Origin of the sequence: Streptomyces bottropensis ATCC 25435, assembly GCF_000383595.1 — a bacterium.
Taxonomy (GTDB): Bacteria; Actinomycetota; Actinomycetes; order Streptomycetales; family Streptomycetaceae; genus Streptomyces; species Streptomyces bottropensis.
In genome coordinates this window covers 1,060,466-1,078,970 of record NZ_KB911581.1, presented here as the reverse complement: position 1 = coordinate 1,078,970, position 18,505 = coordinate 1,060,466, and the positions used below count along the sequence as shown (strand labels likewise).

19 protein-coding genes are annotated in these 18,505 nt (G+C 72.5%); 9 read left to right on the top strand and 10 right to left on the bottom strand.

All coding sequences use genetic code 11. The annotated features are described in order from the left end of the window. Nucleotides 1-49 precede the first annotated feature (49 nt). From STRBO_RS0104970 to STRBO_RS0104955, 4 genes are read left to right on the top strand one after another with little or no spacing between them, the layout of a single operon-like run. Nucleotides 50-1,414 (top strand): ABC transporter substrate-binding protein, encoded by a 1,365-nt coding sequence (locus tag STRBO_RS0104970; RefSeq protein WP_005481166.1) that lies wholly within the window; start codon nt 50-52, stop codon nt 1,412-1,414. Next, nucleotides 1,411-2,316 carry a carbohydrate ABC transporter permease gene (locus STRBO_RS0104965; protein WP_005481167.1) on the top strand — a complete coding sequence of 302 codons (906 nt, stop codon included), beginning with the start codon at nt 1,411-1,413 and terminating at the stop codon, nt 2,314-2,316. The genes STRBO_RS0104970 and STRBO_RS0104965 overlap by 4 nt, the downstream gene beginning before the upstream one ends. 4 nt (nt 2,317-2,320) lie before the next feature. Continuing rightward, a complete protein-coding gene (locus STRBO_RS0104960) occupies nt 2,321-3,223 on the top strand; it encodes a carbohydrate ABC transporter permease (protein ID WP_028796466.1) in 903 nt (300 codons plus the stop codon). Between the two features lie 52 nt (nt 3,224-3,275). After that, nucleotides 3,276-5,594, top strand: coding sequence for a beta-xylosidase/alpha-l-arabinosidase (locus STRBO_RS0104955; protein WP_005481170.1), 2,319 nt, complete (start codon nt 3,276-3,278; stop codon nt 5,592-5,594). A 6-nt stretch (nt 5,595-5,600) separates the two neighbouring features. Here the strand turns inward: STRBO_RS0104955 and STRBO_RS41370 are convergent, their stop codons facing one another. Next, nucleotides 5,601-5,702, bottom strand: coding sequence for a DUF397 domain-containing protein (locus STRBO_RS41370; protein WP_078531480.1), 102 nt, complete (start codon nt 5,700-5,702; stop codon nt 5,601-5,603). A 15-nt stretch (nt 5,703-5,717) separates the two neighbouring features. Here STRBO_RS41370 and STRBO_RS0104950 point away from each other — a divergent pair, with 15 nt between their 5' ends. Continuing rightward, complete coding sequence (locus STRBO_RS0104950) at nt 5,718-6,437, top strand: PH domain-containing protein (protein WP_005481172.1); 720 nt, start codon at nt 5,718-5,720, stop codon at nt 6,435-6,437. Here STRBO_RS0104950 and STRBO_RS0104945 read toward each other — a convergent pair. From STRBO_RS0104945 to tsaB, 4 genes are read right to left on the bottom strand one after another with little or no spacing between them, the layout of a single operon-like run. Further along, nucleotides 6,391-6,645, bottom strand: coding sequence for a hypothetical protein (locus tag STRBO_RS0104945; RefSeq protein WP_005481173.1), 255 nt, complete (start codon nt 6,643-6,645; stop codon nt 6,391-6,393). The two genes, STRBO_RS0104950 and STRBO_RS0104945, sit on opposite strands and share 47 nt — an antisense overlap. Further along, nucleotides 6,642-7,787: a tRNA (adenosine(37)-N6)-threonylcarbamoyltransferase complex transferase subunit TsaD gene (gene tsaD, locus STRBO_RS0104940; protein WP_005481174.1), complete on the bottom strand. Its 1,146-nt coding sequence runs from the start codon at nt 7,785-7,787 to the stop codon at nt 6,642-6,644. The genes STRBO_RS0104945 and tsaD overlap by 4 nt, the downstream gene beginning before the upstream one ends. Before the next feature lie 4 nt (nt 7,788-7,791). Continuing rightward, nucleotides 7,792-8,292: a ribosomal protein S18-alanine N-acetyltransferase gene (gene rimI / locus STRBO_RS0104935; RefSeq protein ID WP_020113860.1), complete on the bottom strand. Its 501-nt coding sequence runs from the start codon at nt 8,290-8,292 to the stop codon at nt 7,792-7,794. After that, nucleotides 8,289-8,954 carry a tRNA (adenosine(37)-N6)-threonylcarbamoyltransferase complex dimerization subunit type 1 TsaB gene (tsaB, locus tag STRBO_RS0104930; protein WP_005481177.1) on the bottom strand — a complete coding sequence of 222 codons (666 nt, stop codon included), beginning with the start codon at nt 8,952-8,954 and terminating at the stop codon, nt 8,289-8,291. The genes rimI and tsaB overlap by 4 nt, the downstream gene beginning before the upstream one ends. A gap of 124 nt (nt 8,955-9,078) precedes the next feature. Here tsaB and STRBO_RS0104925 point away from each other — a divergent pair, with 124 nt between their 5' ends. Continuing rightward, a complete protein-coding gene (locus STRBO_RS0104925; protein ID WP_028796464.1) occupies nt 9,079-9,639 on the top strand; it encodes a hypothetical protein in 561 nt (186 codons plus the stop codon). Nucleotides 9,640-9,763: 124 nt separating this feature from the next. Here the strand turns inward: STRBO_RS0104925 and STRBO_RS44410 are convergent, their stop codons facing one another. The 5 genes from STRBO_RS44410 to STRBO_RS0104905 form a co-directional block, all read right to left on the bottom strand. Next, nucleotides 9,764-9,958 carry a hypothetical protein gene (locus tag STRBO_RS44410; protein ID WP_078531462.1) on the bottom strand — a complete coding sequence of 65 codons (195 nt, stop codon included), beginning with the start codon at nt 9,956-9,958 and terminating at the stop codon, nt 9,764-9,766. A 162-nt stretch (nt 9,959-10,120) separates the two neighbouring features. After that, nucleotides 10,121-10,645 carry a tRNA (adenosine(37)-N6)-threonylcarbamoyltransferase complex ATPase subunit type 1 TsaE gene (gene tsaE / locus STRBO_RS0104920; protein ID WP_078531463.1) on the bottom strand — a complete coding sequence of 175 codons (525 nt, stop codon included), beginning with the start codon at nt 10,643-10,645 and terminating at the stop codon, nt 10,121-10,123. After that, nucleotides 10,611-11,858 (bottom strand): alpha/beta fold hydrolase, encoded by a 1,248-nt coding sequence (locus STRBO_RS0104915; protein WP_005481182.1) that lies wholly within the window; start codon nt 11,856-11,858, stop codon nt 10,611-10,613. Before STRBO_RS0104915 ends, tsaE begins: the two co-directional genes overlap by 35 nt. Before the next feature lie 227 nt (nt 11,859-12,085). Continuing rightward, nucleotides 12,086-13,246 carry an alanine racemase gene (gene alr, locus STRBO_RS0104910; RefSeq protein WP_005481185.1) on the bottom strand — a complete coding sequence of 387 codons (1,161 nt, stop codon included), beginning with the start codon at nt 13,244-13,246 and terminating at the stop codon, nt 12,086-12,088. A gap of 85 nt (nt 13,247-13,331) precedes the next feature. Next, nucleotides 13,332-14,237: a L,D-transpeptidase gene (locus STRBO_RS0104905; RefSeq protein ID WP_020113858.1), complete on the bottom strand. Its 906-nt coding sequence runs from the start codon at nt 14,235-14,237 to the stop codon at nt 13,332-13,334. Nucleotides 14,238-14,452: 215 nt separating this feature from the next. Here STRBO_RS0104905 and glmS point away from each other — a divergent pair, with 215 nt between their 5' ends. The 3 genes from glmS (at nt 14,453) to STRBO_RS0104890 (ending at nt 18,454) form a co-directional block, all read left to right on the top strand. Beyond that, a complete protein-coding gene (gene glmS / locus STRBO_RS0104900; protein WP_005481187.1) occupies nt 14,453-16,300 on the top strand; it encodes a glutamine--fructose-6-phosphate transaminase (isomerizing) in 1,848 nt (615 codons plus the stop codon). Nucleotides 16,301-16,329: 29 nt separating this feature from the next. Then, nucleotides 16,330-16,701, top strand: coding sequence for a holo-ACP synthase (locus STRBO_RS0104895; RefSeq protein WP_028796463.1), 372 nt, complete (start codon nt 16,330-16,332; stop codon nt 16,699-16,701). 310 nt (nt 16,702-17,011) lie between these two features. Next, nucleotides 17,012-18,454 carry an NAD(P)H-hydrate dehydratase gene (locus STRBO_RS0104890; protein WP_202499720.1) on the top strand — a complete coding sequence of 481 codons (1,443 nt, stop codon included), beginning with the start codon at nt 17,012-17,014 and terminating at the stop codon, nt 18,452-18,454. Nucleotides 18,455-18,505: the final 51 nt, after the last annotated feature.

Below are 18,505 nucleotides of genomic sequence, written 5' to 3'. Positions count from 1 at the left end.
AAACATTCGCAGAGATTCATACGTCCGACCATGCGCGAAGGGTGCTCTCATGGAGTCGAGTAGAGGCCAGGTCACCGGCGACAGTGCGGCCACCAGGCCGTTCAGCAGGCGCTGGTTCCTCGGCGCCGGTTCCGCCTCGTTGCTCACCGCGGGACTGGGCACCGGCCTCACCGCCTGCGGCTCCGGCGGCGGAGCGGGCGGCGGGGACGGCAAGACGCTCACCGCGTTCGTGTACGGCGACGACGCGGTGAAGGTCCAGCAGGCGAGCGTCGACCGGTTCAACAAGTCGGCCGCGGCGAAGAAGGCCGGCGGCACCATCAAGCTGCAGAAGGTCCCCGGCTCCGACTACTCCCCCAAGCTCCGCACGGCGATGGGCTCGCCCAGCTCCCCGGACATCTTCTTCAACTGGGGCGGCGGCTCGATCAAGCCGTACGAGGACGCGGGCAAGCTCGTCGACCTCACCGACATCATCGAGGGCGACCCGGTCCTCAAGGACGGCTTCCTGCCCTCGGTCCTGTCCGCCGGCGACCTGGGGGGCCGCCACTACGGCATCCCGATGCGCGGCATGCAGCCGGTGATCCTGTTCTACAACAAGGCGGTCTTCGCCGAGCACAAGCTCCAACCCCCCACCACCTGGGACCAGTTGCTCGACAACAACGCCAAGCTCAAGAAGGCGAGGATCACCCCCTTCGCCCTCGGCGGCTCCGACCTCTGGCCCAACCTGATGTGGCTGGAGTACCTGGTCGACCGTCTCGGCGGCCCTCAGGTCTTCAAGCGCATCCAGGACGGCGACGCCGACGGCTGGGGCAACCCCACGATCCTCAAGGCCGCCGAACTGGTCAGGGAACTCATCGACGACGGTGCCTTCGGCTCCAAGTTCACCTCGGTGTCGTACGTCAACGGCGGCGCCCCCGCGGTCTTCGCGCGCGGCAAGGCCGCCATGCACCTGATGGGCTCCTGGGAGTACTCGACCCAGCTCGGCAAGTTCCCCGACTTCGCCAAGAGCGACCTCGGCTGGGCCCCCTTCCCGACCGTCGAGGGCGGCACGGGCGACGTCCGCAACGTCGTCGGCAACCCCACCAACTACTGGTCCGTCAACGCCCGTACGAAGAACAAGGACCTGGCCGTCGGCTTCCTGAAGGACTGCGCCTCGGAGGCGTACGCGAAGGCGCTGATCGACAACGGAGACGTGCCGACCACCTCGAACGCGGCCGCCCTCCTCGCCTCCGCGCCGAACCCCGAGTACGCGAAGTTCCAGTACGACATGGTGCAGAAGGCCCCCGCCTTCACGCTCTCCTGGGACCAGGCGCTCGGCGACGGCCTCGGCACCAAGATGCACACGGAGATCGGCAAGCTGTTCGCGGGCAAGTCCTCGCCCAGCGAGTTCGTGACGGCGTGCAAGGGGCTGAAGTGACCGTCACGGTCGAGAAGGCCCCGGCGGCGCGGAAGGGGCCGGTACACCGTGCGAGCCGCGCCGGCCGTCCGCACGCCGCCTGGGCCCTCCCCGGTGTCCTCTTCTTCACGTTCTTCGCGGTCGTCCCGATGGCCCTGGCGCTCTACCTCTCCTTCACCAGCTGGGACGGCCTCGGCGACCCGCGGCCGGTCGGTCTCGACAACTGGCGGAAACTCTTCGACGACCCCCGGATGGGTCAGTCCCTGTGGCTGACCGTCGTCCTGACGGTCGCCAGCTGGGTCTTCCAGACGGTCGTCGCCCTGCTGCTCGGGGTCTGGGCCGCGGGCCGGCAGCGCAACCGCGCGATCCTCTCCGCGGTGTTCTTCGTGCCGTTCCTGCTCTCCTCCACCGCCATCGCGATCCTCTTCTACGCCCTCCTCGACCCGAACTTCGGCATCATCCAGGCGGACACCCTGGGCTCGCAGAGCGGCGCGTTCCTCGCGATCGTGTTCGTCGGCGGCTGGCAGTTCATCCCCTTCCACACCCTGATCTACCAGGGCGGGGCCCGCCAGATCCCCGAGGTCCTCTACCAGGCCGCCGCCATCGACGGCGCCGGCCGCTACCGCCAGTTCTTCTCGATCACACTGCCGCAGCTGCGGCACACGATCACCACGTCCACGGTCCTGATGGTCGTCGGCTCCCTGACCTACTTCGAGACGGTCCTGATCCTCACCAAGGGCGGCCCCGGCACGGACACCGCGATCCTGCCGTACCTGATGTACGAGGCGGGCTTCAAGACGTACGACTTCGGCTACGCGAGCGCCATCGCGTCGTTCCTCGTCATCGCCGCGACGGGCCTCTCGCTGGTCCTGGTCCGGCTGTCGGGCTTCGGCGCCATGCGCAGCACCCGCGAAGGGATGTGACGCAGTGTCACACGACACGTTGGCACGCCCCGCGAGGACCGACGAGCCCTCGCGCGAGCGCGTGAACACCCCCCGCCGCCGGCGTCACTGGACGAGGCGCGCCAACCCGGTCGCGGGTCTCGGCGCCTTCGTCTGGCTGGTCATCGTCCTGGTCCCGATCTACGCGATGCTGTCGGCGTCCCTCACCGGCGCGGACAAGGCCCTGACCGGCAACCCCCTCAAGCCCCCCACGAACCCGACCCTCGACAACTACAACACCGTCCTCACCAGCGGCTTCGGTCATCTGCTGAGCAATACGGCGATCGTCGCGGTCTCGGTGGTGGGCATCGTCCTGACCCTGTCCATCCCTCTCGCCTACGTCACCGTCCGCACCCGTGACCGCTGGTCGAACGCCGCCTTCCGCCTGTTCCTCCTGGGCGTGGCGATCCCGGCGCAGGCCGTGGTGGTGCCGTTGTATCTGCTCATCGCGAAGCTCGACCTCTACGACACCCTCCTGGCCGTCATCCTGCCGACGGCCGCCTTCGCGATGCCCGTCTCGGTCCTGGTCCTGGTCGGCACCCTGCGCGACGTCTCGGAGGACCTGTACGAGGCGATGGCCCTGGACGGCGCCTCGCCCCTGCGGACGCTCTTCCAGCTGACGATCCCGCTGGCCAAGGGCGGCATCAGCACGGTCGTCATCTTCTCGGCGCTCCAGGCCTGGAACGGCTTCCTCTTCCCGCTGATCTTCACGCAGTCCGACGGCCCGCGCGTGCTCACCCTCGGCCTGTTCAACTACGTCAGCCAGTTCGGCGTCAACATCCCCGCCCTGCTCGCCTCGGTCGTCCTGTCCGGCATCCCGATCTTCGCCGTGTACCTGGTGGCGCGACGGGCGCTGGTCGGCGGGCTGATGGGAGTGGGCGGCAAGTGACCCCTCATCGCAGCGTCGCGACTGAAACTCGCCAACCCACCAAAGGAGTTTCATGACCACGGCCCCTTGGCGCGACCCCGCCCTGCCCGCAGCGGCCCGGGTCGACGACCTTCTCTCCCGGATGACCCTGGAGGAGAAGACCGCCCAGCTGTACGGCGTGTGGGTGAAAAGCGATTCGACCGGCGAGGACATCGCCCCCGACGAGCAGGGCATGACGGAGGCGTTCGACTTCGACGAGCTGATCACCCGGGGTCTCGGCCAGCTCACGCGGGTCTTCGGCACGGCCCCTGTGGACCCGGCGCTGGGCGCGGTGGCACTGGCCCGCGCCCAGCGCCGCATCATGGCCGCGAACCGCTTCGGCATCCCCGCCGTCGCCCACGAGGAGTGCCTGGCCGGTTTCACGGCCTGGCACGCCACCGCCTACCCGGTCCCCCTGGCCTGGGGCGCGACCTTCGACCCGGCGCTGGTGGAGGAGATGGCCCGGCACATCGGCCACGACCTGGCCGCCGTCGGCGTCCACCAGGGTCTGTCCCCCGTCCTGGACGTCGTCCGCGACCCGCGCTGGGGGCGGGTCGAGGAGACGATCGGCGAGGACCCGTACCTCGTGAGCACGGTCGGCACGGCCTATGTCCGTGGCCTGGAGTCGGCCGGGATCGTGGCCACGCTGAAGCACTTCGCCGGGTACGCCGCGTCCGTAGGCGCCCGCAACCACGCGCCCGTACGCGCGGGGGTACGGGAGTTCGCGGACGTGACCCTGCCCCCGTTCGAGATGGCGGTGCGCGAGGGCGGTGCCCGCTCGGTGATGGCCGCGTACACGGAGACGGACGGCGTCCCGGTCTCGGCGGACCCCGAGCTGCTCACCGAACTCCTGCGCGACACCTGGGGCTTCACCGGCACGGTCGTCTCCGACTACTTCGCCGTCGGCTTCCTGGAGACGAACCACCGCGTGGCGGGAAGCCGCGCGGAGGCCGCGCACGCGGCGCTGGCGGCCGGCCTCGACGTGGAACTGCCGTCCCTGCGCTGCTTCGGCGAGCCCCTGCTGGAGGCGGTCCGCGCGGGCGAGATCCCGGAGGCGCTGGTCGACCGGGCCGCCCACCGGGTCCTGCTCCAGAAGTGCGAGCTGGGCATGCTGGACGAGGACTGGACGCCGGAGCCCGCCGAGGACCGGATCAGGCTCGACTCCACGGCGAACCGCGCCCTGGCCCGCCGTCTGGCCGAGGAGTCGGTGGTCCTGCTGGACAACCCCGACGCCGTCCTCCCCCTGGCCCCCGACATCCGTATCGCCGTGGTCGGCCCCCGCGCCGACGACCCCCTCGCCATGCTCGGCTGCTACTCCTTCCCCTCCCACGTCCTGCCCGCCCACCCCGGCACCCCTCTGGGCATCGAGATCCCCACCGTCCTCGCCTCGCTGCGCACCGAACTCCCGGACGCGAAGATCACGTACGCGGCGGGCAGCGACGTGGACGGCGACGACACCGGCGGTTTCGCCGAGGCGGTCGCCCGCGCGTCGGAGGCGGACGTCTGTGTGGCGGTCCTCGGCGACCGGGCGGGCCTCTTCGGCCGGGGTACCTCCGGTGAGGGCTGCGACGCGGAGGATCTACGGCTCCCGGGCGTCCAGTCCGAACTGCTGGACGCGCTGCTCGCCACGGGTACGCCGGTGGTGGCGCTCCTGCTCACCGGGCGCCCGTACGCGCTCGGCCGCTGGCACGGTCAACTGGCGGGCGTGGTGCAGGCGTTCTTCCCCGGGGAGGAGGGCGGCCCGGCGGTGGCGGGCGTGCTGTCGGGCCGTGTCTCCCCGTCCGGCCGTCTACCGGTGAGCGTCCCGCAACGGCCGGGGGGCCAGCCGTGGACGTACCTCCAGCCGCCGATGGGCCTGCTGGGCGGAGCGAGCAGCATCGACCCGACCCCGCTCTACCCCTTCGGGCACGGCGGTTCGTACACGACGTTCGCGTGGACGGACTTCGCGGAGGAGGGCACCGGGATGACCACGGACGGGAACGGCGCGTACGACGTGTCGCTGACCGTCCGCAACACCGGTGAGCGGGCGGGCGCGGAGGTCGTCCAGCTGTACCTGCACGACCCGGTGGCCTCCGTGACCCGCCCCGACGTCCGTCTGATCGCCTACCGGCGTGTGGAGTTGGAGCCGGGTGCCGCCCGCCGGGTCACGTTCCGCTTCCACCCCGACGTGTCGTCCTTCGCGGCCCGCTCGGGACGGCGCGTGGTCGAACCGGGCGACCTGGAACTGCGGTTGGGCGCGTCGAGCGTGGACATCCGCCACCGGGCACGGCTGACCCTGACGGGCCCGGTCCATGAAGTCGGCCCGGACCGCCGGCTGCACTGCGAGACGGAGGTCCAGGCCGTGCAGAACTGAGGGTGCTCAGTCCGCCCGGGCCGCCGCGAACGCGACGAAGGTGGCCCAGGCGGAGGGGGCGGGGCCGAGGTGGGGGCGGGTGGTGTCCTTGGAGTCCCGGACGTGGATGGGGTGGGGGTCAGCATGACCGCCCGGTCACGGCACTGTCCACCGAACACCTTCCTCACCACGCTGGTCGCGGGGGTACTGGTCATCGCGAGCGCGCTGCACGCGATGGCGACGCTCGGCCCGTCGGGCTGGAACGTGTTGGCCGTGGCCGCCTGGGTGGCCACGGTGAGCCGGGTCGTGCTGGAGCAGTGGCGGGCGCGGACGTCGGTCACGGCCGACGGGGTCACCGTACGGGGACCGCTCCGCACGCGCCGCTGGGCGTGGCCGGACATCTACGGCATCCGGGTCGAGGACAACAGAGGCGGCGTCCCCCGCTGGTCGGGGTACCTCTACGCCTCCGACGGGCGCCGGGCCCGCCTCCCGCACCTCGACGAGTACCGGCCGGCCGACCCGATCGCCGAGGTCGCCGACCTGTGCGCCACCGCCCTGCGGCTCGGGCTCACCTCACCGGAGACGCGGCCGGAGGTGGAGGCGCGCATCGAGCGGGGGGCGCGGCGGCGCACGGCGGCGCGGCGGGCGGGTGTCGCGAGCCTGGTCGTCGCGGCCGTCATGTTCGTCCTCGACCTGGGGATGGTCCTCACCGACCGGCCGACACACACGGTGCTGCTGGTCGGGGGCGTCCCGCTGCTCTTTCTCGCGCTCGCCCTCCCCGCCCTGGACGGCCTCGGGGAACGCCGGTACCGCCGCCTCACCCGTCCAGCGACTCGAACCTCCACCGGTGGACCGCCCGACTGACCAACTCCCCGCCCGGCTCGGGCAGTTCCGGCAGTTCGGTGTCGTAGTCCGCGTCCCACCAGGTGATGACGAGCACCCGCTCACCGGGCGCGCGCAGGGTCTCGCGCCGCAGTGGCCGCACGGGAAGCTCCTGGGCCCGCGCCCAGGCGAGGAGTTCCCCGCCGCGGCCCTCCGCCGCCCGGGCCTCCCACATCAGCGCGACGGTCACGAGTAGAGGTTCTCCTTGCTGACCTCGTGCACATGGTCGTGGCCGTGGTCGTGACCGTGTCCGCGTCCGTGTCCGTGTCCGTGTCCGTGTCCGGCGGAGCGTCCGGGCACATGCGGATCGGTCACCGGCAGCGACGAGTCCGCCGACAGGTCCCAGTCGGAGGCGGCCCGCCCGCGGGCGACCATCTCGGCGCCCAGCGCGGCCACCATCGCCCCGTTGTCGGTGCACAACTTGGGCCGGGGCACCCGGAGTCGGATCCCGGCCGCCTCGCAGCGCTCCAGCGCCAGCGCCCGCAGCCGGGAGTTGGCGGCCACCCCGCCGCCGATCATCAGGTGGTCGACGCCCTCGTCCTTGCACGCGCGCACGGCCTTGCGGGTCAGCACGTCCACGACGGCCTCCTGGAAGGACGCCGACACGTCCCGCACCGGCACCTCCTCGCCGGCCGCCCGCTTGGCCTCGATCCAGCGGGCCACGGCGGTCTTCAGGCCGGAGAAGGAGAAGTCGTAGGCGGGGTCGCGGGGACCGGTGAGGCCGCGCGGGAAGGCGATCGCGGTCGGGTCGCCCTCCTTGGCGTACCGGTCGATGACCGGGCCGCCGGGGAAGCCGAGGTCGAGCACGCGGGCGATCTTGTCGAAGGCCTCGCCGGCCGCGTCGTCGATCGTCGCGCCCATCGGCCGTACGTCCGAGGTGATGTCGGTGGACAACAGCAGCGACGAGTGTCCGCCCGACACCAGCAGCGCCATCGTCGGCTCGGGCAGCGCCCCGTGCTCCAGCTGGTCGACGCAGATGTGGGAGGCGAGGTGGTTGACGCCGTACAGCGGCTTGCCGAGCGCGTACGCGTACGCCTTGGCCGCCGAGACGCCCACCAGCAGGGCGCCCGCGAGGCCCGGCCCGGCGGTGACCGCGATGCCGTCGAGGTCCTTCGGGCTCACCCCCGCTTCCTTCAGCGCGCGGTCGATCGTCGGGACCATCGCCTCCAGGTGCGCGCGGGAGGCGACCTCGGGCACCACCCCGCCGAAGCGGGCGTGCTCGTCGACGCTCGACGCGATCGCGTCGGCCAGCAGGGTCGTCCCGCGCACGACACCGACACCGGTCTCGTCGCAGGAGGTCTCGATCCCCAGAACCAGCGGTTCGTCAGCCATGGACCTAGCCATTGATCTCGGTTCCTTGTACGGATGCGGAAGGGTCGTTGAGGCGCATGACGAGGGCGTCCACGTTCCCCGGCTGGTAGTAGCCGCGGCGGAAGCCGATCGCCTCGAAGCCGAAGCGTTCGTAGAGCTTCTGGGCCCGGACGTTGTCGACCCGGCATTCGAGCATCACCTGGGCGCACTCGAACGTGGTGGCGGCCCGCAGCAGCTCGGTGAGGATCAGCGCGCCGAGGCCGGTGCCCCAGTGTTCCCGGGCGACGGCGATGGTCTGTACGTCGGCGGTGTCCCCGGCGGAGGCCAGGCCCCCGTAGCCGATGATCCGGCCGTCGGCGTCCTCGGCGACGTAGTACCGCCGGGTCGCGTGGGGTCCGCGCGCGTGGGCGAGGTCCGACCAGAACATGCCGCGGGACCAGGCGTCCTCGGGGAAGAGGTCCTTCTCCAGCTCCAGGACGGGCTCGATGTCCCACCAGCGCATCTCGCGCAGCACCGGAGTCGTCACTTGGGGGTGACCACCTTGTAGTTCTTGGGCACCTGGGCGTCGGGTCGGCGCAGGTACAGCGGCCGGGGCGCCTCCAGTTCCCCGCCCGCCGCGAGCCGCTCGGCGGCCAGGGCCGCGAGGGCGGCGGCGCAGACGTGCTCGGGCGCGCGGGCGTCCGGGAAGGTGTCGGGGTAGAGGACCGCCCCGGCGCCGACGGCGGGCAGTCCGGCGACCGTGCCGGCGATGTCGGCGGGCCGGTCGACGGCCGGCTCGGTGGTTCTCGTGCGCGCGTCCGCGTACCGCGCCCAGTACACCTCCTTGCGCCGGGCGTCCGTCGCCACCACGAACGGTCCCTCGACCGTCCCCTCGGCGCCGGCCGCGTACGCGAGCCCGTCGAGGGTGCACAGGCCGTGGACGGGGACTCCGAGGGCGAGGCCGAAGGTGTCGGCGGTCATGAGGCCGACGCGCAGCCCGGTGTACGGGCCGGGGCCGATGCCCACGACGATGCCGGTGACGGCGTCGAGGCGGGTGCCCGCCTCGGCGAGAACCCGGTCGACGGCGGGCAGCAGCAGTTCCCCGTGGCGCCGGGCGTCCACCTGACTCGACGCGGCGACGACGTCCGTCCCGTCGTGCAGCGCGACGGTGACGGCGGGGGTGGCGGTATCCAGAGCGAGCAAGAGCACGCAAACAGCCTACGGCGCTTCGGGCCGGGCCACGGCCGACCCGGTACACGTCCCCTCTGCTGCTACCGTCACAGCACAGACGTGCTTCAAGGGCGTACGTGGGTACGAGAGGTGGACGCAGAAGGTGGCCAGTAGCAGCTCGGTATTCGTGGCCGGGCTCACCGCGGCGGCCGTCGCCGCAGTCGGTTTCCTCGCCTATCAGGCGTCGGCGCACGTGCCCGACGACCTCGGGAAACCGTCCCCCTCCAAGTCCTCGGCGCTTCCGAAGTCCAAGACCCCCGGCGAGGAGAAGAAGGACACGCGGAAGATCCTGCCCGACGACTCGGGCAGCGGCGAACGCGTCGTCTACTCCCTGGACGGCGACCGCGTCTGGCTGGTCGGCGCGAACGAGAAGGTCACCCGCACCTTCGAGGTCACCCCCAGCACGGTCGACCCCACCCCCGCGACCTACACGGTCACGTCCCGCTCGGCCGCCGTCACCGGCTCCGACGGCACTCCCATCGAGAACGTCGTCCGCTTCGCCACGGTCGACGGCGTCTCCATCGGCTTCAGCGCGGCGGTGGACGGCTCCACCCCCGAACCGGACCCCACCACCAGGACGGGCGGCATCCGGGAGGCCCGCAAGGACGGCAAGGCGATGTGGCAGTTCGCAGGCATCGGCACCAAGGTGGTCGTGGTCGAGTAGCCCGGCGGCCGTCCTGGTCACCGGTCAGGGGATCGCCGGCCCGTTCGGGGGCGCGGGGAACCGCGCGACCAGCCCCCACCCACCCGCAGCCGCGAATCGCCCGAAACCACCCCTTCCCGGAGCGCTAAGCAGCCTCGCGGCACCGATTCTGCCCGCCCCGCCGCCCCTCACCCTTGACCGGTGGAGTCACAGGCGGAGCCACCGGCGGAGCAGGCGGCGGGGTCGAAACCGCCCTCGCCGCCGCACAGGAAGCCAGAAGGTCCCGCATCGACACTCCGCCCACCCCGGAGGGCCTCGGCCTACGTTCCGCTGTCGACATGGACGCCTCCTGGTGCAACCGGCGAACCAAGTTAGGTAGACCTAACCAAGGACTGGTCACCATGTGACCACGCCGAGGACGACCTGCGCAACACTTACCGACACCCCGTCGGAACCCGCGGCGGGAGCACAGCGCGGGACCACGCCCCGCCTCGGCGGAGCGTCACGCCGCGAGCACGCCCAGCTCCACGGCCCCCCACCGTTCACCCAGTCCGGTGACGGTCACATGCCGTACCTCGTCCGTGGTGTCGCCGACGGCCCGGTGGATGACGACATGCAGCCGGTCGTCCGCCAGCTCCTCGACCTTGCCCTCGCCCCACTCGACCACGATCACCGAATCCGGCAGCGAGACGTCGAGATCGAGGTCCTCCATCTCGTCCAGCCCGCCGCCCAGGCGGTACGCGTCGACATGGACGAGCGGCGGCCCCTCCACCAGCGACGGATGCACCCGGGCGATGACGAACGTCGGCGAGGTGACCGCACCCCGCACCCCGAGCCCCTCCCCGAGCCCCCGGGTCAGTGTCGTCTTCCCGGCGCCCAACTCCCCGTTGAGCATCACGAGATCGCCCGCGCGCAGGAGCTCGGCCAGGCGACGGCCCAGCTCCAGCATCCGGTCGGGAGAATGTACGGTGATCCGCAGAGAAGGCCCGGACTCACCCGGGACGTGCGGTGCTGCTGGCGCTTCCATAGCCACTTACCGTAGCCCCCGCCGGCACGGCCCCCGCACGGGTGAGCAGGTCCGCGAGCCGGTCGGTCACCACCTCCGGGTGCTCCAGCATCACCAGATGCCCCGCGTCGGGGACGAGCACCAGCTCCGCGTCCGGCAGCAGATCGGCGATCGCCTCACTGTGCTCGCTCGGCGTGACGAGATCCTTGACCCCGGCCAGCACGAGCACCGGCAGCTCCGCGAAGGCCGCGAGCGCCTCGGTCTTGTCGTGCTCGGTGAACGCCGGATAGAACTCGGCGACCACGTCGATCGGCGTGCCCTCGATCATCCGTTCGGCGAAGCGCGCCACCGCCGGGTCGACGTCCCGCGAGGCGAACGAGTACCGCTTGATGATCCCGGCGAACAGATCGGCGGTCGCCCGCCGCCCCCGCTCCACCAGCGCGGCCTGCTGCCCCAGCGCCTTCAGCACCCCCGGCAGCACCCGCCGCACCACGTTCACGCCCGCGACCGGCAGCCCGAAGTTGACCTCGCCGAGCCGCCCCGACGACGTCCCGACCAGGGCGACGGCGACGACCCGCTCGCGGATCAGCTCCGGGCAGTGCGCGGCCAGCGCCATGACGGTCATGCCGCCCATGGAGTGGCCGACGAGCACGATGGGCCCCTCGGGCACCGCCGCGTCGATGACCGCCCTGAGGTCGCGCCCCAACTGGTCGATGGTGACCGGCTGCCCGTCCTGCACCTGGGCCGCGCCCCGGCCGGAGCGGCCGTGGCTGCGCTGGTCCCAGTGCACGGTCCGCACGACACCGCGCAGCGCGGCCCGCTGGAAGTGCCAGGAGTCCTGGTTGAGGCAGTAGCCGTGGCTGAAGACGACGGTGACCGGGGCCGGGGCCTTGCGGCCGAACAGCCGACGCCTGCGGGGCGAGAGCCCGGCCTCGGGCTCGACGTCGTCGACCTCGTAGTACAGCTCGGTGCCGTCGTCGGCGTACGCCTTGCCGGGGGTGCCGCGCAGCCCCCCGTACGGGCCGGTGGAGTCGAGCGCGAGCTGGGCCCTGCGGCGCATCCCGCGCCCGACGGTGAGCCGCTCTATGGCGACGCCGGCCGCCGCGCCCGCCGCGACCACGCCTATCGCCGCCCCGGCGACACCCGCTCTGCGCCAGATCCCGTCGCCGGACGCGGCCGAGGCGGCGGCCGCGCTCGCGACGGCCTCCACGGCCTCCGCGCTGCTCTCGCTCACGTCCCGCTCCTCTTCGCCGACGTCCGGTCCTGCTGTCGATCCCGCTACCGCTGGCGCTCCGCGCATGTGTACGGAGTTTCCAGTCCTTCGTCTTTCACTTACTCGTGTTCGGGCACCGACCGCTCATGCCCGCACCCGGACGTGCCCCGGATCACACTCCGGCGCACCCGCGCCGGACACCCGTGATCACATACTCGGGGGCCGCACGCGTGGCCGCACGTGCCCGCTCAATCACCCGTATCGACGTAGACGCGCGGGACGCGGGTTCCGATGCGCGTCACGATCTCGTAGGCGATGGTTCCGGCCGCCTGCGCCCAGTCCTCGGCGGTCGGCTCACCCTTGTCACCGGCCCCGAACAGCACGACCTCGTCCCCGGCGACGGGTTCGTCCCCGCCGAGATCGACGACGAACTGGTCCATGGCGACGCGGCCCGCGACCGTCCGCCACTTGCCGCCGACGAGCACCGGCCCGGCGCCGGAGGCGTGCCGGGGGATGCCGTCCGCGTAGCCGACGGGGACCAGGCCGAGGGTGGTGGCGCCCGGGGTGACGTAGTGGTGTCCGTAGCTGACGCCGTGGCCGCCGGGGACGTGCTTGACCAGCGCGAGCGAGGCGCTGAGCCGCATGACGGGACGCAGGCCCAGATCGGCCGCGCTGCCCAGTTCCGGGCTGGGCGAGATGCCGTACACCGCGATGCCCGTCCGTACGAGGTCGAAGCGCGCGTCCGGGCGGGTGAGCGTGGCCGGCGAGTTGGCGATGTGCCGCACCTCGGGGCGGACGCCCTGCTCCTCGGCGTGGGCGACCATGTCGCGAAAGCGGGTGAGCTGGGCCTCGATGGAGGGGTGCCCCGGCTCGTCGGCGCAGGCGAAGTGCGACCAGAGTCCGGTGACCTTCACCAGTCCCTCGGCCTCGGCCCGCAGCGCCTCGGCGACGAGTTCCGGCCAGTCGCCGGGCGCGCAGCCGTTGCGGCCGAGCCCGGTGTCGGCCTTGAGCTGCACCCGCGCGCGCAGACCCGCGGCACGGGCGGCGTCGGTGACCTCCCGCAGCGCCCACATCCCGCTGACCGCGACGTCGAGATCCGCCTCGACCGCCTCGCGCCAGGGCCCGCCGGGCGCCCACAGCCAGCACATCAGCCGCCCGGACAGACCCGCCGCCCGCAGCGCCAGCGCCTCCTCCGGTGTGGCCGTCCCCAGCCAGGTCGCCCCCGCCTCGACGGCCGCCCGGGCACACCGCACCGCACCGTGGCCGTACGCGTCCGACTTGACCACGGCCATCAGTTCGGCACCCGCGGCCCGCGCACGCAACGTGCGCACATTGGCCCGCAGGGCATCCAGATCGATCTCGGCACGGGCCCGCAGGGGCGCGCTCCGCGCAGGTGCTGTCTCACTCATGTCGGCCCCAGTGTCTCAGAGCCACGGAAGTCCCCTTCGAACGGGCGCGGCCCATGACGTACGAACGACCCCGCCCCCACCCGCCTCACTTCCCCGGCCGCTTCCCCCACACGAAGACCCGGTCCTTCGTCTTCAGCACCCCCCACAGGGCCCGGGCGTCCGCCAGCCGCAGGTTCACGCACCCCATGGACCCGATCTCCGTGTAGATGGACCCGTACACCGCGTGGAACGCCTGGCCGCCGCTGAAGAACTGGCTGTACGGCATAGGCGTGTTGTAGAGCGTCGACCAGTGGTTCTTGTGCTTCCAGTAGACCTTGTGCCACCCCGCACGGGTCGGGTACGCCTTCCGCCCGCTGCGCATCGGCACCGGCCCGAACACCACCTTCTTCCCCTTCTGCACCCACGTCAGCTGCCGCGACAGATCCACACACGCCACGCGGTACGTCCGCACCGGGCACTTCCCGGCCGCGTTGGGGTTCTTGCGGGCGGCGAGCAACTGCATCCGCGCCCAGGTCACCGGCCCCGCGAAGCCGATCGCCGGCTTGATGCGCTGCTTGATCTGGAACGCCCGGATCGCCAGACAGTCGGCCCGCGACTGCTTCCCGTCCACCTTCCGCCGCAGATACCGCTCGACCTGCCGCTGGTACGGGCCCGTCAGCTTCGTGCAGGTCACCTCGGCCCCGGCGAACGCCTGGGCCTCGCTCAGCGGCACGTACTCGATGAGGTCGTACGTCCCGGCCGCCGCGCGCCTCGGCTCCACCGCCTCCTCCGCCGCGCCGGGCGCGTACACCCGCGGCGGCAACGCCTGGTCCGGCGTGTCGATCTGCCAGGGCTGGTGCGGGCCGGGCGGCACGCCCGGGACGAGGGGACCGTCGCCGGAGGGGGCGGCCGGCTCGCGCGCGACGCGTCCGGCCGCGGCGGCGTCGACGGCGCCGACGGGAAGGGCGGTCACCAGGGCCGCCAGTAACACGGCGAGGGCGCGGAATCTCATGGGTCCGAACCTCATGGACCCGTTCGTCATTTGTCGGCTCGTCATGCGATCAGCGATACGTGCCGTACTCGCGCGAGAGGGGGCGCCGCGCGTACGGTCACCCGATATGCGCGTGCGAAGTCACCCGATATGCGGGCTGACCGGACGTCACCGGCGTCACGTAGAGTCACACAGGGCACACGACAGGTCGCGAACGGTACGACACAGGGGTTGATATGTGCGGAATCGTGGGATACGTCGGCGCGCAGTCCGCGCTCGACGTGGTCCTGGCCGGGCTGAAGCGGCTGGAGTACCGGGGGTACGACTCCGCGGGCGTGGCGGTCCTGGCCGACGGGGGCCTGGCCGCCGCGAAGAAGGCCGGGAAGCTGGTCAATCTGGAGAAGGAGCTGGTCGGACGGCCGCTGCCGACCGGTTCGACCGGCCTCGGCCACACCCGCTGGGCCACCCACGGCGGTCCCACGGACGCCAACGCCCACCCGCACCTCGACAACGCGGGCCGGGTGGCCGTCGTCCACAACGGCATCATCGAGAACTTCGCCGCGCTGCGCGCCGAACTCACCGAGCGTGGCCACGAGCTGGTCTCCGAGACGGACACCGAGGTCGTCGCCCACCTGCTCGCCGAGGCGTTCTCCTCGTGCGACGACCTCGCGGAGGCGATGCGGCTGGTGTGCCGCCGCCTGGAGGGGGCGTTCACGCTGGTCGCGGTGCACGCGGACGCGCCGGACGTGGTCGTGGGCGCCCGCCGGAACTCACCGCTGGTGGTCGGGGTCGGCGAGGGCGAGGCCTTCCTCGCCTCCGACGTGGCCGCGTTCATCGCCCACACGCGCTCGGCGATCGAGCTGGGCCAGGACCAGGTGGTCGAGCTGCGCCGCGACGGCGTGACGGTGACGACGTTCGACGGCCGCCCCGCCGAGGTCCGCTCGTACCACGTCGACTGGGACGCGTCGGCGGCCGAGAAGGGCGGCTACGACTACTTCATGCTCAAGGAGATCGCCGAGCAGCCCAAGGCGGTCGCGGACACGCTCCTCGGCCGGATCGACGCGGCGGGCGCCCTGAGTCTGGACGAGGTCCGCATCCGCGACGCGGAGCTGCGCGAGCTGGACAAGGTGGTCATCGTCGCGTGCGGTACGGCGTTCCACGCGGGCCTCATCGCCAAGTACGCCATCGAGCACTGGACCCGTATCCCCTGCGAGGTGGAGCTGGCCAGCGAGTTCCGCTACCGGGACCCGATCCTCGGCCCCCACACCCTGGTCATCGCCATCTCCCAGTCCGGCGAGACCATGGACACGCTGATGGCGCTGCGGCACGCCCGCGAGCAGGGCGCCCGTGTCCTCGCCATCTGCAACACCAACGGCTCGACGATCCCCCGCGAGTCCGACGCGGTCCTCTACACCCACGCCGGCCCGGAGGTGGCCGTCGCCTCCACCAAGGCGTTCCTGACCCAGCTGGTGGCCTGCTACCTCGTCGCCCTCTACCTCGGCCAGGTGCGCGGCACCAAGTGGGGCGACGAGATCCGGGCGGTGGTCCGCGACCTGTCCCGCATCTCCCGCGAGGTGGAGCGGGTCCTCGAAACGATGGAACCGGTACGGGAGTTGGCGCGCACCCTCGCCGACAAGGACACGGTGCTGTTCCTGGGGCGGCACGTGGGCTATCCGGTGGCCCTGGAAGGCGCCCTGAAGCTGAAGGAGCTGGCCTACATGCACGCGGAGGGCTTCGCGGCGGGCGAGCTGAAGCACGGGCCGATCGCCCTGATCGAGGAGGACCTGCCGGTGGTCGTCGTGGTCCCCTCCCCGGCGGGCCGCTCCCTGCTCCACGACAAGATCGTCTCCAACATCCAGGAGATCCGCGCGCGCGGCGCCCGCACGATCGTCATCGCGGAGGAGGGCGACGAGGCGGTCGTCCCGTACGCCGACCATCTGATCCGCATCCCGGTGACCCCGACCCTGCTCCAGCCGCTGGTCGCCACGGTTCCCCTCCAGGTCTTCGCGTGCGAACTGGCCACGGCGCGGGGGAACGAGGTGGACCAGCCGCGGAACCTGGCGAAGTCCGTGACCGTGGAGTGAGGCCTCGGGGGCACCGTAGGGTGCGGATCATGCCCATCATCGGAGTCGGCATCGACGTCGCCGAGATCGACCGTTTCCGCGCCTCGCTGGAGCGCACGCCCAGCCTGGCCGACCGTCTCTTCCTCCCGAGCGAACTCCTGCTGCCCAGCGGGGAACGCCGGGGGCCCGCCTCCCTCGCGGCCCGCTTCGCCGCGAAGGAGGCCCTCGCGAAGGCCCTCGGCGCCCCCAGCGGCCTGCGCTGGACCGACGCCGAGGTCTACGTCGAGCCCTCCGGCCAGCCCCGCCTCCGAGTGACCGGCACGGTCGCGTCCCGCGCCTCCGCGCTCGGCGTCAAGTCCTGGCACATCTCGTTGAGCCACGACGCGGGGGTGGCGTCGGCGGTGGTGATCGCGGAGGGCTGAGGGGTGCGCGCCACAACTCGGGGGTACGCACCACGGGGCGACCGCGGGCCGGACGTGGCCCCGCACCCGACAACCGAGGGCTCCGCCACGCTCGGAAAACACAGGGCGCAGCCCGTGCTTTTCCAGGGGCGCGGGGAACTGCGCGAGAAGCCCCCACCCACCCGCACCCGACACCACACGAGCCAGAGCCCCTGCGAACCGAAAAGCGCAGGGCGCCACCCTCGCCCTCCAGGGGCGCGAGAAGCCCCACCGGCCCCGCACCCGACAACGCCCCACCCCACCCCGCCCCCACACAAGGCAGACTCATCCCATGCGCTCAGCCCACCGCGTAGAAACCGTCCGCACAGCCGAACGCACCCTCATGGCCGGCCTCCCCACCGGCGCCCTGATGCAACGCGCGGCCGCAGGCCTGGCCGCGGCCTGCGCCGACGTCCTCCCCCGCCGCGTCTACGGCAGCCGCGTCGTCCTCCTCACCGGCAGCGGGGACAACGGCGGCGACACGCTGTACGCCGGCGCCCGCCTGGCGAGGCGAGGCGCGGGCGTGACCGCCGTACTCCTCGCCCCGGACCGCACCCACCCCGCCGCCCTCGACGCCCTCCTCCGGGCAGGCGGCACCACCGCCGCCCCCACGTCCGCCCCCGCCCTCATCGGCCGCGCCGACCTCGTCCTGGACGGCATCGTCGGCATCGGCGGCAAGGGCGGCCTGCGCCCCGAAGCCGCCCGCCTGGCCGACCTGGCCGCCGCCTCCCCCGCCATCGTCGTCGCCGTGGACCTCCCGAGCGGCATCGAACCGGACACCGGCGAGATCCACGGCGCAGCCGTCCGCGCCGACCTGACCGTCACCTTCGGTACCCACAAGCCGGGCCTCCTCATCGACCCGGCGCGCGAGCACGCCGGCTCGGTCCGCCTGATCGACATCGGCCTGGCGGACACCCTCCCGGCCGCCCCCGCCCTGGAGTCCCTCCAGCACACCGATGTGGCCGCCCTCCTGCCCCACCCGTCCCAGGAGAGCGACAAGTACCGCCGCGGGGTCGTCGGGATCGCGGCGGGCTCGGCCCGCTACCCGGGCGCGGCGGTCCTCGCGGTCGCCGGTGCCCTGCGCGGCGGCGCGGGCGCGGTCCGCTACGTCGGCGCGGCCGGCGACGTGGTCCTCGCCCGCTTCCCGGAGACCCTGGTGTCGAACACGGGCCCGAAGAAGGCGGGCCGGGTCCAGGCCTGGGTCGCCGGCCCCGGAGCCGCCGACGACCCGGCCCCCGTCGCCGAGGCGCTCTCCACCGACGTCCCCGTCCTCCTCGACGCCGACGGCCTCCGTCTCACCGACCGCGAGACGGTCCGCGGCCGCACGGCCCCCACCCTGCTGACCCCGCACGCGGGCGAGGCCGCGGCGCTCCTCGGCATCTCCCGTGAGGAGGTCGAGGCCTCCCGCCTCACCGCCGTACGCGACCTGGCCCGCGCCTACGACGCGACGGTCCTCCTCAAGGGCTCCACCACCCTGGTCGCGGCCCCGGACCCAGGCGTCCCGGTCCGCGTCAACGCCACCGGCACCCCCTGGCTCGCCACCGCCGGCAGCGGTGACGTCCTTTCGGGCCTGGCGGGCTCGCTCCTGGCAGCCGGCCTCTCCCCCCTGGACGCGGCGAGCGTGGCGGCGTACGTCCACGGCCTGGCGGGCCGCTACGCCGCCGACGGCGCCCCGGCGGGCGCCCACGACGTGGCGGAGTCGATCCCGGCGGCCTGGCGGGACATCACCGCCTGAGGGCCGTCCCGTTCCGTCCCATGCCGTCCCGCCCCGTTCCCCCCACTCCGC

Bases quoted from the DNA above. Each gene is read 5' to 3' on its own strand.
- STRBO_RS0104970 (WP_005481166.1), top strand. From the start codon at position 50: ATGGAGTCGAGTAGAGGCCAGGTCACCGGCGACAGTGCGGCCACCAGG.
- STRBO_RS0104955 (WP_005481170.1), top strand. From the start codon at position 3,276: ATGACCACGGCCCCTTGGCGCGACCCCGCCCTGCCCGCAGCGGCCCGG.
- STRBO_RS0104950 (WP_005481172.1), top strand. From the start codon at position 5,718: ATGACCGCCCGGTCACGGCACTGTCCACCGAACACCTTCCTCACCACG.
- tsaD (WP_005481174.1), bottom strand. From the start codon at position 7,787: ATGGCTGACGAACCGCTGGTTCTGGGGATCGAGACCTCCTGCGACGAG.
- STRBO_RS44410 (WP_078531462.1), bottom strand. From the start codon at position 9,958: ATGTCGACAGCGGAACGTAGGCCGAGGCCCTCCGGGGTGGGCGGAGTG.
- tsaE (WP_078531463.1), bottom strand. From the start codon at position 10,645: ATGGAAGCGCCAGCAGCACCGCACGTCCCGGGTGAGTCCGGGCCTTCT.
- alr (WP_005481185.1), bottom strand. From the start codon at position 13,246: ATGAGTGAGACAGCACCTGCGCGGAGCGCGCCCCTGCGGGCCCGTGCC.
- STRBO_RS0104905 (WP_020113858.1), bottom strand. From the start codon at position 14,237: ATGAGATTCCGCGCCCTCGCCGTGTTACTGGCGGCCCTGGTGACCGCC.
- glmS (WP_005481187.1), top strand. From the start codon at position 14,453: ATGTGCGGAATCGTGGGATACGTCGGCGCGCAGTCCGCGCTCGACGTG.
- STRBO_RS0104895 (WP_028796463.1), top strand. From the start codon at position 16,330: ATGCCCATCATCGGAGTCGGCATCGACGTCGCCGAGATCGACCGTTTC.
- STRBO_RS0104890 (WP_202499720.1), top strand. From the start codon at position 17,012: ATGCGCTCAGCCCACCGCGTAGAAACCGTCCGCACAGCCGAACGCACC.